Source organism: Wolbachia endosymbiont (group B) of Ennomos erosarius (assembly GCF_964026905.1).
Taxonomy (GTDB): Bacteria; Pseudomonadota; Alphaproteobacteria; order Rickettsiales; family Anaplasmataceae; genus Wolbachia.
In genome coordinates, this window is sequence record NZ_OZ034708.1 from 392181 (window position 1) to 405539 (window position 13359).

Annotated in this window: 12 protein-coding genes and 2 pseudogenes; 7 read left to right on the forward strand and 7 right to left on the reverse strand. The window is 34.8% G+C overall.

What is annotated here, in order from left to right; translation table 11 throughout:
* Nucleotides 1–9 precede the first annotated feature (9 nt).
* From AAGD95_RS01990 to AAGD95_RS02005, 4 genes are all read right to left on the reverse strand, one after another.
* A complete protein-coding gene (locus AAGD95_RS01990; protein WP_410542088.1) occupies nt 10–861 on the reverse strand; it encodes an IS982 family transposase in 852 nt (283 codons plus the stop codon).
* 140 nt (nt 862–1001) lie between these two features.
* Complete coding sequence (locus AAGD95_RS01995; RefSeq protein ID WP_341818695.1) at nt 1002–1280, reverse strand: type II toxin-antitoxin system RelE/ParE family toxin; 279 nt, start codon at nt 1278–1280, stop codon at nt 1002–1004.
* Nucleotides 1277–1501 carry a TA system antitoxin ParD family protein gene (locus AAGD95_RS02000; RefSeq protein WP_341818696.1) on the reverse strand — a complete coding sequence of 75 codons (225 nt, stop codon included), beginning with the start codon at nt 1499–1501 and terminating at the stop codon, nt 1277–1279. Before AAGD95_RS02000 ends, AAGD95_RS01995 begins: the two co-directional genes overlap by 4 nt.
* A gap of 114 nt (nt 1502–1615) precedes the next feature.
* Nucleotides 1616–3535, reverse strand: coding sequence for a porin (locus AAGD95_RS02005; RefSeq protein WP_341818697.1), 1920 nt, complete (start codon nt 3533–3535; stop codon nt 1616–1618).
* Nucleotides 3536–3856: 321 nt separating this feature from the next.
* On the opposite strand from AAGD95_RS02005, the gene AAGD95_RS02010 reads away from it, so the two are divergent.
* The 4 genes and pseudogenes from AAGD95_RS02010 to AAGD95_RS02025 all read left to right on the forward strand — a co-directional run bounded on the left by AAGD95_RS02010 (nt 3857) and on the right by AAGD95_RS02025 (nt 6316).
* Complete coding sequence (locus AAGD95_RS02010) at nt 3857–4495, forward strand: hypothetical protein (RefSeq protein WP_341818698.1); 639 nt, start codon at nt 3857–3859, stop codon at nt 4493–4495.
* A gap of 10 nt (nt 4496–4505) precedes the next feature.
* A pseudogene (locus tag AAGD95_RS02015) lies at nt 4506–4766 on the forward strand (lipase family protein); the annotation flags it as partial.
* A 249-nt stretch (nt 4767–5015) separates the two neighbouring features.
* Nucleotides 5016–5898 (forward strand): annotated as a pseudogene (locus tag AAGD95_RS02020) (IS982 family transposase).
* Nucleotides 5780–6316, forward strand: a complete 537-nt coding sequence (locus AAGD95_RS02025) for a transposase (RefSeq protein ID WP_341818699.1) — start codon at nt 5780–5782, stop codon at nt 6314–6316. Before AAGD95_RS02020 ends, AAGD95_RS02025 begins: the two are co-directional and overlap by 119 nt.
* A 553-nt stretch (nt 6317–6869) precedes the next feature.
* Here AAGD95_RS02025 and AAGD95_RS02030 read toward each other — a convergent pair.
* Nucleotides 6870–7463 (reverse strand): hypothetical protein, encoded by a 594-nt coding sequence (locus AAGD95_RS02030; RefSeq protein ID WP_341818700.1) that lies wholly within the window; start codon nt 7461–7463, stop codon nt 6870–6872.
* Between the two features lie 175 nt (nt 7464–7638).
* On the opposite strand from AAGD95_RS02030, the gene AAGD95_RS02035 reads away from it, so the two are divergent.
* Complete coding sequence (locus AAGD95_RS02035; protein WP_265026315.1) at nt 7639–8247, forward strand: superoxide dismutase; 609 nt, start codon at nt 7639–7641, stop codon at nt 8245–8247.
* A 1-nt stretch (nt 8248) separates the two neighbouring features.
* Entirely contained in the window at nt 8249–9523 is a 1275-nt protein-coding gene (locus tag AAGD95_RS02040; protein ID WP_341818701.1) for a pitrilysin family protein, read from the forward strand.
* A 291-nt stretch (nt 9524–9814) separates the two neighbouring features.
* On the opposite strand, the gene AAGD95_RS02045 is transcribed toward AAGD95_RS02040, so the two are convergent.
* The gene (locus AAGD95_RS02045; protein WP_410542088.1) at nt 9815–10666 is read right to left on the reverse strand and encodes an IS982 family transposase; all 852 of its coding nucleotides are present in this window, start codon (nt 10664–10666) and stop codon (nt 9815–9817) included.
* A gap of 52 nt (nt 10667–10718) precedes the next feature.
* Nucleotides 10719–11069 (reverse strand): hypothetical protein, encoded by a 351-nt coding sequence (locus AAGD95_RS02050; RefSeq protein ID WP_341818702.1) that lies wholly within the window; start codon nt 11067–11069, stop codon nt 10719–10721.
* A gap of 225 nt (nt 11070–11294) precedes the next feature.
* Between AAGD95_RS02050 and AAGD95_RS02055 the strand changes: the two genes are divergently transcribed.
* A complete protein-coding gene (locus AAGD95_RS02055; RefSeq protein WP_341818703.1) occupies nt 11295–13322 on the forward strand; it encodes a heme lyase CcmF/NrfE family subunit in 2028 nt (675 codons plus the stop codon).
* Nucleotides 13323–13359 lie beyond the last annotated feature (37 nt).

The window sequence follows — 13359 nt, forward strand, 5'->3', positions numbered from 1 at the left end:
AATTCTGGATTAAGGAAGGAAGAAAGTATAGGAAATAGAAGGCTTTTTGGATTTGATGGAATAGGAAATGAGAGTAGAAAAGATATGAACCAAAAAATTAACAGGGGATCTATGGCGAGTGTGTTCAATTTCTAGTCTATTTTTTAGGTAACCAAAAACAGTCTCAATGATAGACCTTTTTCTCAGTAAAATCTTCTCATTTAGCGAAATCAATGCATTTTTCATACCTTTTTTCACCTTGGTAACAAGTTTCAAACCTCGGTCAAACAGCTTCTGAAAAAGCTCTTTTGCAATATAACCTTTGTCACCAAACAAAAGGCCGGTTAATTTTTCCGTCAGATTTGGCACAGGTATCCTATCATCAACATTGCCTTTTGTTAGCGTAAGTGAATGAATTTCACCATTTTCATTGATTACCATATGTAATTTGAAACCAAAAAACCAGCCGTAAGTACTCTTGCTTAATTTTGCAATTCCAGCAAAAACTTTGTTTTTGGATATTCTTTTTGCATGACAAACTGCAATGGGAGTTGTGTCTATATATGAAATTCCAGTGTTTTCTGACTGTCCACAAAGCCAATGCAACAACATTGCTAAATGCCACAAAACCCTAGGCTTTAGAGCAACAAACCTGGTATATGAAGGCAACTTTGGAAACTCTGATTTGTAGAGCAACGTTAGGTAATGTAGATAGAAAGTTTTGAAATTTTTACACGGAGATTGTTGATATAGCAGGATTATTGTCATGATTTCGGAGTGCTCAATTTCCGTTGTTCTTGTGGGTTTTTTACCATTTGGCAGTAGTTTACCTGCAAAATTTTTCTCTATATCTCTGCAAAAATCATCGACCAAACAAAACAGTTTGTTATATCTTCCATGGTTAACCTCATCTGTTTTTTTATAACTGCTGAGTTTACCCTGTTTTCTTGCCTTTTCTATTCTCCTTTAATCCAGAATTCGCGTTATAAATAATGGTAGAAAAGAAACGGCTGCTATGTTGACTAAACTCGCTTCTTCAGATCTCTATAAAAATTCTCATGTGGAGCAAGGGCAAGAAGTGTCAACTCATTATTTTGTTCATTATAAAGATAAGCCAACAAAGTAAGTTGATTAAAAATAGAGAATTTGTATATACGAACACCTGCAAGGTCACCTGACTTTAGTTCTCCGATACATGGATTATCTTGAATTTGCTTGATAGCTTCTTCAAGTTTAGGTAGTTGACTGTTATGCAGCTTTTTCATTGACCGCTTAAAAGTGTTGGTGAGAAGAACCTTCAAAATTTTGTAGATTTATACTCCTCAACATCACCTGATTTTGCATCCTCAATACCTGATAGAATCTCTTTAATGATGTTATAGCTTAGCTCAGGGTTATCTTCAACAACTTGACCAACTTTAGCCCAATGCTCGATTTGTTGTGGTACGGAACGATTTTGTAACATGGAATGAGACTGTACTATTTTCTCAAATTCTCCATCAAGATTTACTGTTATACCCATGATATTGTTACTTCTACTTTAAGCTATTATACCATATATTGAAAATTTTTTCAATATAAATAATTTTCATCTGGAAATACACACCACATTCAAGCTGTGGTGTGTACTGGCTGGTTAGAAAGAAAATTTCACACCAGTAAGAAGGAGAATTCCTTGGTTAGAAGGTACAGCATCATTAGGCTTACCTTTCAGCTTAATATCATTACCTTTCTCATTAGTCATAAAATAATGGAGAGCTGCGTAAGGAACAAATTTGCTCTTACTACATGCAGGAGACAGATCATATTGAACGCCAAGTGCGCCATCGTGAAGCATATCTTTGTCATTCATTCTGCTGCCAAAGTACGTCAAACTTGTGTAGATATTCTCATGTTGATAACCAGCCCCTGCAGTCCAATACATGGTATTGTTATTGAATTGAGCTAAGCCTGCAATTCTTTTATACTCCTCATTGTTTTGACCTTGAGAATCCTTTGCAGGAATTTTTTCATAGTCATCATTACCTTTTATTTTAATATCCTTTGGTTGAGCAGATTTGCCCAAGTATGCAAAAGAAGCAGCAAATTTTACGCCTTGGTCTTCATTAATCTTATAATCAGCGCTTACACCCAAATTAACGCCCATCAGGTCATTGTACTCCACATATTCATTATAAACATGCTTATCTTTATTTGATTGTTTTGGCCAACCATATTCACCAACTGCAGAAGTTTTAACTTTCACCTTGTATTTATCAAAGTCATATTCATATGATGCACCAGCACTTACTATATGCTCATAATCTGGACCGACATGTTTTATGTCATCATCATCCTTTATAACAAATAAACTACTATCATAGCGAGGTGAATAGCTAACACCAAACCTTGCGCCCATATAATTTGGTGAGTAGTAAGCAACTCTAAACGGCAGTGTAGTCATAACGCCTTTGTTATATTTCCCTGCCATACGGAAAGAGAATTTTTCACTTTCACTCGAAAAACTTTCAGTGTAAAGACGTGGTGTTACATAAAATGGAAAGCTTGCAGCGCTTCCTTCTAAGTTCACTTTTCTGAACCAGTCACTATCTGCAGCTCCGTCAACAGTTGCAATTCTTGTTGCATCAAGTCTCATTAGAGCCTCAGGACCAAATTGGTAACCAAGCTTCACGTCACCATATTTTGAGTTAACAAACACATGCGCACTTCTGCCTTTTGCAGCATAAACACCCTGTGAAGCTCCCTTACCTTCGGTCACTGGAACATGAAACTGCACGTCAGCACCATAAAGAAGACCTAAATCTTCATTCTTATTTTCTGCTCTGAGGTGCAATATCGCATCAGCAATCATACCCATATTATCGCTATAGTCACCGATATTTCCTATTCCCTCAGGGAACACTGGATTTGCTCCTTTTACCTTATCCGTAGCATCCTCATAATAATTTATAGATTTGCCAGGCATAACGTCGTAGCGTTTATAATCTGTGCTACTTGGCCCTGCTTTGCCATAGCCTTGAGCATCAACAACACCGCCAAAAGTTATTCTTAAATTACTTTGCCCTTGGTTGGTATCGATAACATCAACTCCACCAACTGAAACAACAGGACTTGCCTTACCTTTTTTCTCTGTATTTTGATTAACAACTTTTACATCCTTCTTTACATCTTTAGCTTCAACTTTAGCATTCTTAGTTTTAGAACGCTTAGTTTTTGAAACTTTACCTTTTTCTATATTAGAATTCTTAGCGCTTAGAGCTTTCGCTTTTGAATCCTCTATAAGCTTTGCTTTTTTCTCATTTGCTAGCCTGATCTCCTCTTTTTTCTTAAGCTCTTCAGCTTTTTTTCTTGGATCAGCATTACATATTCTGTCCATCTTTTCTTTCAGTTTTTTATTTGATGTTTTCATAACTTCTGTTTTTCCAGAAGTTTTTGTGCTCTCTTGCTTTTTTATTTCCTTCATACTCTCATCAGGAAAGTCAGCTGCAAAGCCGCTGAAAGAATATAAAGTTAATAGAGAAGCTAGAGCAGTTCTAGTATAAATAGATTTTTTCATGAAGTGCCCCCAAAAAATTTTGAAATCATATCTTAAATGTAAATAGTATAAAAATGTTGAAAATTCAACTTAAAGCAACCTTATAACGAAAATAAAAGTAAAATGCAATACCTTAAAAGCAACTTTCTTAATACGCTCAACGTGTATATTAACCAAAATTTAGTACAGAGGTTCGCTTGTTAGTCCATTATAACTCTATATTTATTCTATGGAAGTAAAATTTTTTTATTCTAGCAATAGAAAGATTATAGAAAATACTATTGACAATAATATCAATCTACATTATAGTTAAATAAATTGTTTAGCTGATAGTAGATTGAGGTGGTTATGGATTTTAGTTTTTTACGCAATTGGTTTAGCACCACAGGTACTAGTGCAAGTAGTATAGATTCACAATTAAGTGATGTTGAACAATCAAGCTCCATCTTAGCAGATAACGGCAAATATAAGGTGGATGATGAGTTTGAGATCATTGAAGATTATGAATTTATAAATCCTGCTGACCCAAATGAACCATATTCTTTACCTTCTTCTTACCAAATAGATGAAAGTATTGCAGAAATTGCAGGATTTAATAAAGAGAAATTATTGGAAATGAGTAATTTCTGTAAAATAAGCTATGGCGATGACGACAATAAGCTAAGTGAAAAAAGATGTCACAACTTAGCTGAAGGAGTATACAAAACTGAATTTAAAGTTGTAGAAGATTTTGAAATTATTCCATCCACTGAAAAAATGTATAAAACTAGAGCTGAACTTATTAGTGAAGGTTATGAAATTATTCCATTTGGTAATGGATTCGAAAAAGATGCTGGTCATGTTTTTATAAAAGATAAAGAAATAACAATAGCTTACCATGGTACTCGTTTGAAAAATCCATTAGAATATGGCTTATCGGGCTTAAACGATGGAATCACTGATCTCAATTTTGTTTTTTACTCCCTCAGAACTTTTACCTGAAGGTGGAAGAATGCATCGTGGCTTTAATAATTCGTTTCAAGATTCATGGCCTAATCTTTATGGCATTTTGAAATCTCATGCTGAAAAACAAAAATCAGAAATAAAAGATTTTAGAATTAATCTCACAGGTCATAGCATGGGAGGAGCTATTGCTAAGATAGCTGCTTTATGCCTCAACAAAAAAGAAGACGCTGAAGATGTTCATGTTGCAACTTTTGCTGATCCAAGGGTTTTTGACCTTACTGCTAGTGAAATTTATAATGACGCTCTTCAGGAAAAAACCATAAGGGTCACTCACCACAGGCAAGATCCAGTGCCAGCAGTATTACCTGGTTCGTTTGGTTATGCTCACGTAGGTGCACAATTAAGAGTACCAACACCAGAAGGATATTCTGGTATAGATTATTTTCATGGAATAGATGGTTATCATGAAGCTATTAAGATGATGGATGAAAGTGATTTCAAGTCAAATAATAACGTATCTCTCTTTTACTATCCTGCTAACGCGAATTCTGGATTAATAGATGAGGTTAACCATGGAAGATATAACAAACTGTTTTGTTTGGTCGATGATTTTTGCAGAGATATAGAGAAAAATTTTGCAGGTAAACTACTGCCAAATGGTAAAAAACCCACAAGAACAACGGAAATTGAGCACTCTGAAATCATGACAATAATCCTGCTATATCAACAATCTCCGTGTAAAAATTTCAAAACTTTCTATCTACATTACCTAACGTTGCTCTACAAATCAGAGTTTCCAAAGTTGCCTTCATATACCAGGTTTGTTGCTCTAAAGCCTAGGGTTTTGTGGCATTTAGCAATGTTGTTGCATTGGCTTTGTGGACAGTCAGAAAACACTGGAATTTCATATATAGACACAACTCCCATTGCAGTTTGTCATGCAAAAAGAATATCCAAAACAAAGTTTTTGCTGGAATTGCAAAATTAAGCAAGAGTACTTACGGCTGGTTTTTTGGTTTCAAATTACATATGGTAATCAATGAAAATGGTGAAATTCATTCACTTACGCTAACAAAAGGCAATGTTGATGATAGGATACCTGTGCCAAATCTGACGGAAAAATTAACCGGCCTTTTGTTTGGTGACAAAGGTTATATTGCAAAAGAGCTTTTTCAGAAGCTGTTTGACCGAGGTTTGAAACTTGTTACCAAGGTGAAAAAAGGTATGAAAAATGCATTGATTTCGCTAAATGAGAAGATTTTACTGAGAAAAAGGCTATCATTGAGACTGTTTTTGGTTACCTAAAAAATAGACTAGAAATTGAACACACTCGCCATAGATCCCCTGTTAATTTTTTGGTTCATATCTTTTCTACTCTCATTTCCTATTCCATCAAATCCAAAAAGCCTTCTATTTCCTATACTTTCTTCCTTCCTTAATCCAGAATTCGCGTTTGAAGAAGTTAATTTTCAGCACAAAATAAAAGCATTATATGCAGATAGGGCATACGATAGGCACAAACTTTATAAATTGTGTAAGAAATACGATATAAAGACAAAAGTTCTACCAAAAAAGGATGCAGCAGAACATTCAAAAATAGATTATATGTCTGACAGAAATGCTGCTATTAGGTTAATAAAATTATATGGACAAGATGGTGTAAAAGAGTGGAAAAAGGAAGCAATTTATGGAAAGAGATCTTACATAGAAGGATTTTTCTCAAGGTTGAAGCAAGTATTTGGATTTAGCTTTAGGAATAAATCTGAAGTAAATCGTGAAAAAGAATTACTAATTAAGTGCTATTTGCTCAACAAATTCACTGATATTGGTATGGATAAATTTGAAATCATTACATAAATTTGTCGTAAACCATCACTGCTTAAGGTGCTATGCAACAAAGCCCGCTGGAATCCAGAAATTCCTACTGTACGCTGGGTTGGTGAGCATAGAAAATAGCTAATCTTATGCTCAAATAAACGTTTTTGATGGGATTGCATGGAAGGCTGGATCCCAGTAGGCTTTGTTGCATCGCTACTTATGAAAGGCTAACTATAGTTAGGATTATAAGCAACCTATTGAAAATCTTGTTTTTTTGCAATCAATCTGATCAAATTTAAGAATAGTAATTTATTATTTATATTAATAAACTTAATTCTATTGAAAATAGCTAAAGCATTGAAATTCTTGAATTTTAGCCGGATTAGTGAGTGGTAGTGAAATTTCTTTTACTCAAATTTAGGTATTCACTGACCGTTCTTGTTATAAATACCAGAATAATAAGCTACTGATATTCTCCATCTTTTTTATCTTTAATCCATCATAGCTAGCGATGCAACAAAGCCATCCCAGTACCGAAGCACTGGGATAACACCCTTTCCGGTGGCCAAGTGTTAAAGCCATGTTGTTCAGATTAGCTTAGTAGAGGAGCTTTCCCATTAAGGTCAGCAGCTTCAGACTTTGCGTCACTAAACTTACTTAACACTTTATCAACAGCCCAAGTCAGTGGTGTAATAATGAGTGCTGCAGCCCAGATGACGGCTGAAATAATGTAAGACAAGACTAAACTTAAGAACTTAGCGCAGGTTTCACCATGTTGTTCTGCTTTGTTCTGCAAATTATTGGTATACCCTAAAAGAGATTTTGGACCATCTGTTCCCTTTAAATGTGAAATTAATTTTACTGGCAAATACGTTAAATATGCAACCCCTGTATAGAGTACAAGTAATAAATTTGCAAAGCCATGATAAAATTCATTATGTCTCGTACCGCAGACTTTTTTCTCTCTTTTTCCCAAAGTTGTTGTTGAAGTATCGGCATCTTTATTTACCCCTACGAGCATATCCTTCACTGGTCCCACAACACTATCGATATGATGAACAGACTTATAGAAACAGTTTTGTGGAACTTGACTGTTATTTTTTTCTACAGCAGGAACAGTTCCGTGTTGAGCATATTGCTTAAAATTCTCATATGAATACTTAAGGTTTTCACATAAACTTGACATATTAGCCTCCTAAAAGAACTATATAATAAAAAATGTAATTATTATTAACGTTACTGTACTAGTATAACTTATTTTAGAACAATTGCAATAATATGAATATTTTAACCAAATTATATGTTGCACAAAAGCATATATTGCTCTAACATCGCAGTAGGTTAGAAATTGAGGAGGTTGAATGAATTTTACTTTACCTGAATTACCATACGGTAAAACCGCTTTGGAGCCTTACATATCTGCAAAAACCTTAGATTTTCATTATGATAAGCACCATAAAGGATATTTAAATAAACTCAACGAGCTGGTTGAAAATACGGATTATCAACATGTGAAAATTGAGGAATTAATAACAAAAGTGCATGGTAATAGCGACAACTTGCCTATATTTAATAACGCAGCACAAGTTTGGAACCACACTTTTTATTGGAACTCAATGAAAAAAAATGGTGGTGGTAAGCCTAAAGATAGTAGTCTTTTAGCAAAAAAAATTCAGGACGATATCGGTGGCTTTGATAAATTTTATGAAGAATTCTCCAATTATGGAGTAAGCCAGTTTGGTAGTGGATGGGTGTGGTTAGTGCTTGAAAAAGGAAAGCTCAAAATCACCAAAACTCCAAATGCAGATTTGCCATTAACTTATGGTCAAGTGCCATTACTCACTATGGATGTGTGGGAGCACGCATACTATTTAGATTGTCAAAATCGTAGAATTGACTACATAAAAGTTTTCCTTGACCATTTGATTAATTGGGATTTTGCAGAAGAAAATTTAAAAAAGAATACATAAGATGAATACACCTCAGGTAACGAAATTAGATAATGGTCTGCGCATAATAACTGAGCAGGTGCGTGATGTTGACTCTGTAGCTTTAAGTATACGAGTTGGTGTTGGCAGTAGAGCGGAAAGTGCAAATCAAAATGGAATATCCCATTTTCTAGAACACATGGCTTTCAAAGGAACGAAGACAAGAACTGCGTTTGAAATTGCAAAAGCTTTTGACGACATAGGTGGGGTTTTCAACGCCAGCACTGGTAGGGAAAGCACCACCTATTATGCAAAAGTTCTCAAGAAGTACATCAAAACTGGTATTGATATATTAATAGATATATTGATGAATTCAACATTTCCAGAAGATGAATTGGAACGTGAGAAGGGCGTTGTAATACAAGAGATTTTTCAAACTAATGATTCACCAAGTGGCATTGTTTTCGATAAATATTTTGAGGCAGCTTATAAAGATCAACCATTTGGTAAGTCAATCTTAGGTACGCAAGATACGGTAAAGTCATTTACTAGGGAAAATCTAAATAACTACATAAACGAACATTACTTTGGCGAGAATATGCTATTTGCCGTTGCAGGAAATGTTGAACATGAAGAAGTTGTTGCATTAACCAAAGATTTTCTCTCAAAGATTCATTCTAAAAAGCTAAAAAAAAGCCAAAATGCGACGAGCTACACTGGTGGTGAGTATTTAGAACATCGTAAATTAGATCAGGTGCACTTGCTAATTGGTTTACCTAGCGTTTCTCGTTATGACGATAAATATCACACGTTTCAAGTGCTTGATTCTATATTAGGGAGCGGAATGTCATCACGTCTGTTCCAGGAAGTAAGGGAAAAGCAGGGATTAGCTTACTCTGTTTATTCATTTAATTCCAGCTACACTGATACAGGGGTGTTTTCCATTTTTGCTGGTACAGACAGTAGTAACTTAGATAAGCTTTTAAAATCTATAATGACAGAGTTGAAGAAGTTGTCTACAGATGATCTGAAGGAAGAAGAAGTAAATAGAGTGAAAGAGCGAGTAAAATCCCAAATTTTAATGTCGCGCGAAGGTGTTAGCTCACGTGCTGAAACATTGGGACACTACTACGGTAACTATAATAGGTACATCAGTAAAAATGAATTAATAGAAAAAATTAGTGCAGTTACCACTGCTAACGTAAAAAAAGCAGCAGAAGAATTGTTATCTCAGCATGAAAAAACCACTCTAGCTGCAATTGGAGAAATTAAATCATTGCCAAGTTACGATAAAGTGGTTTCTATGCTTAAAGCTTAGCGTATTCTATTATATTGATTTGGCTGCTTTACAATATAATTTAGCACAGTGATTACAGAAATGTAAGTTGAAATAATATGCTATGAACCATACATATAAGCAATTATATATATTAAACAAGAGTCTGACATTAGTTTTAATTCTTCTGTCAGTTAACTCTTGTCTTTTATACATGAATCACTTACCTATTCCAATCCCATCTGCATTTCTGCTTTGCGTAACTTTTTCCGTATAATTTTTAGGAGGTACTGGTGGTGCAAGTGGTTTTTTGCTTACAACGCGAATTCTGGATTAAGGAAGGAAGAAAGTATAGGAAATAGAAGGCTTTTTGGATTTGATGGAATAGGAAATGAGAGTAGAAAAGATATGAACCAAAAAATTAACAGGGGATCTATGGCGAGTGTGTTCAATTTCTAGTCTATTTTTTAGGTAACCAAAAACAGTCTCAATGATAGACCTTTTTCTCAGTAAAATCTTCTCATTTAGCGAAATCAATGCATTTTTCATACCTTTTTTCACCTTGGTAACAAGTTTCAAACCTCGGTCAAACAGCTTCTGAAAAAGCTCTTTTGCAATATAACCTTTGTCACCAAACAAAAGGCCGGTTAATTTTTCCGTCAGATTTGGCACAGGTATCCTATCATCAACATTGCCTTTTGTTAGCGTAAGTGAATGAATTTCACCATTTTCATTGATTACCATATGTAATTTGAAACCAAAAAACCAGCCGTAAGTACTCTTGCTTAATTTTGCAATTCCAGCAAAAACTTTGTTTTTGGATATTCTTTTTGCATGACAAACTGCAATGGGAGTTGTGTCTATATATGAAATTCCAGTGTTTTCTGACTGTCCACAAAGCCAATGCAACAACATTGCTAAATGCCACAAAACCCTAGGCTTTAGAGCAACAAACCTGGTATATGAAGGCAACTTTGGAAACTCTGATTTGTAGAGCAACGTTAGGTAATGTAGATAGAAAGTTTTGAAATTTTTACACGGAGATTGTTGATATAGCAGGATTATTGTCATGATTTCGGAGTGCTCAATTTCCGTTGTTCTTGTGGGTTTTTTACCATTTGGCAGTAGTTTACCTGCAAAATTTTTCTCTATATCTCTGCAAAAATCATCGACCAAACAAAACAGTTTGTTATATCTTCCATGGTTAACCTCATCTGTTTTTTTATAACTGCTGAGTTTACCCTGTTTTCTTGCCTTTTCTATTCTCCTTTAATCCAGAATTCGCGTTATTAGCTTTTCTAATCGCTTTTTCTCTCTTTCTATTATCTTGCTTTTCATTTAATATCAGATGTTCAGTTTTGGTAAAAGCATTACCTTGATCACTTTTTGCAATGTTACAAACGATGTTTTTTACAACTTTTTCGGTTGCTGCATAATCTATTTCTTTTGCAAAGCAGTCAACAAATGATTGCCAAACTTTTTTATTAACAAGCTTACTTGTCTTATTTTCAAAATCTTCTATATCTTTGAATCCCAAAATAGTATAGAGATTTTTTGCGACTATTGGTTCGGCATGTTGTTTTGCCACTTTACCTTTTATATTAAATGGAAATTTACTAATCTTAGTTGTACCCACAATGTTACCTCAATATTAACGCTATCTATAAAAGTATAAAGATTTAATATTTAATTTTTAATTAATGCTGACATTGTTAGCACAGCTAACTACGGGAGCATTATGCTAGCGTCAATTAACACTTTAACTTCTAACTTGTCATTAGTAATATTGTTTATATAAAAACTATAATTTTTTATGCCTGAATTTGGGAATATATTGCTATTGGTAGCCTGCTTATTGTCTTTGACATATTTGTTTTTACCGCTCAGTTCTTATCGGTTTATTACCACTGCCATATTTTTTTGTGTATCAACATCAATGGCTATTTTGATTTACTGCCACATTACAAATGATTTTTCACTTGAAAACGTATATTACCACTCACACACAACAAAACCTTTGATCTATAAGATTTGTGGAGTTTGGGGAAATAAAGAAGGGTCTATGTTGCTTTGGACCTTAGTGCTCACCATGTATTTATTACTAATGGATATTTATATACCTTCTGTCATCCCAGTGCCCAGACACTGGGATCCAGAAAAAAATACACAGATTCCAGCGTCACGCGCTGCAGAACTAGCTTTAAAAAAAATCTCTCTAATCACTCATGGGCTGATTTGCTTTTGTTTTTTACTGTTCACTTTACTTGAATCCAGCCCCTTCACTAAAATGCCAAGCATTGAAACAGATGGATTGGGTTTTAATCCGATATTGCAAGATATAGGTCTTGCTATTCACCCACCAATATTATATTTGGGGTACCTTGGATTTAGTGTTCCTTTCTCACTCTCTATAGCTGGATTAATTGCAAATACTGAAGGAAATGTTTGGGCTAAAATTGTTAGGCCCTGGGTACTTATTTCTTGGTCGCTACTTACTTTGGGTATAAGCTTAGGTAGCTGGTGGGCATATCGCGAACTTGGGTGGGGTGGATTTTGGTTTTGGGATCCAGTGGAAAACGTTTCTTTGATGCCGTTGCTGATTGCAGTAGCGCTGACACATTTGTTGCTCGTGGTGCGAAATTTCAATATTTTAAGGAATTTTGCTATTTTACTTACGCTTACAACTTTTATCTTGAGTGTGACTGGAACATTTCTAGTTCGCTCAGGAATACTTACCTCAGTGCACACGTTTGCAGATGACCCAAGGTATGGACTGTATATATTAGCTCTACTTGGTGTAATGACAGTCAGTAGCTTAGTAATATTTGTAGTGTTTACGAGAAAGAATCACACATCTGCGATGTCATTCCAATGCTTGACACTAGAATCCAGAAAGAAACTTGCTACTCAAGTGACAGAGGGTAGAAGATTCTTTTCACGCTTTACGATGATGCTGATGAACAATTTATTATTCATCACTGCCTTTTTCATCGTGTTCATTGGCACTTTATACCCTACAGTGCTTGAGTATTTAACTGGTGAATTAATTTCAGTTGGAGCACCATATTACAATTCCTTATTTAATCCTATTGCACTCACTATTCTAGTGCTCACCATGATAGGGCAATACTGTAGTTGGCAGGGAAAGAGTCTATTGCCAATATTCCGTGAATATAGATTTTCATTTTGTAGTGCTGCAGCTACTTTGCCGTTTATCTTTCACATGGAGCTAATAATTGTGCTATCAATTACCATCTCCATAGCATTATTAGTCTTTATTTTAGAAGCATATAGTAAAAGAATTTGTTTATTTAAGGTAGCATTTGGTGAATCAATTTTATTAGCAAGAAGAGCTTCTAAATCCTACTATGCAATGATGCTTGCTCATGCTGGAGTGGCAATTCTAGTGCTTGGTATAGCTTATTCAGTTGGTTGGCAGGAGAAAAAAGAAAATTACTTAAAAATAGGGGATAGCATAACAGTTAATAAATTCAAAGTTACTTTACGAAATATTGAGCTAATAAAAGAAAAAAATTTCCATGCAGTGAGAGGTACAATGGATATCAGGAATTTGCTGAATAATAAGATATTAGGTGAAGTAACTCCTGAATATAGATTTTACCTTGCGGAAGGTCAGAAAAATGTTGAAAGCAGTATCTACCACAATTTATTTTCTGATATTTATGTTGTAATTGGAGAGATTGATAAGAGTAAGAGCAAAATCGCAGCCAAAGTGCACTATAAACCTGGAATGTCTATAATCTGGTTTGGATCCTTTCTTATCGCTTTTGGTTCGCTCCTTGCCGCTTTTTCTTTTAGTGGACGAGCAAGGGTTATCTAGCTGTCGTGGATTTATTAACAACGCTCCTAACGCGAAT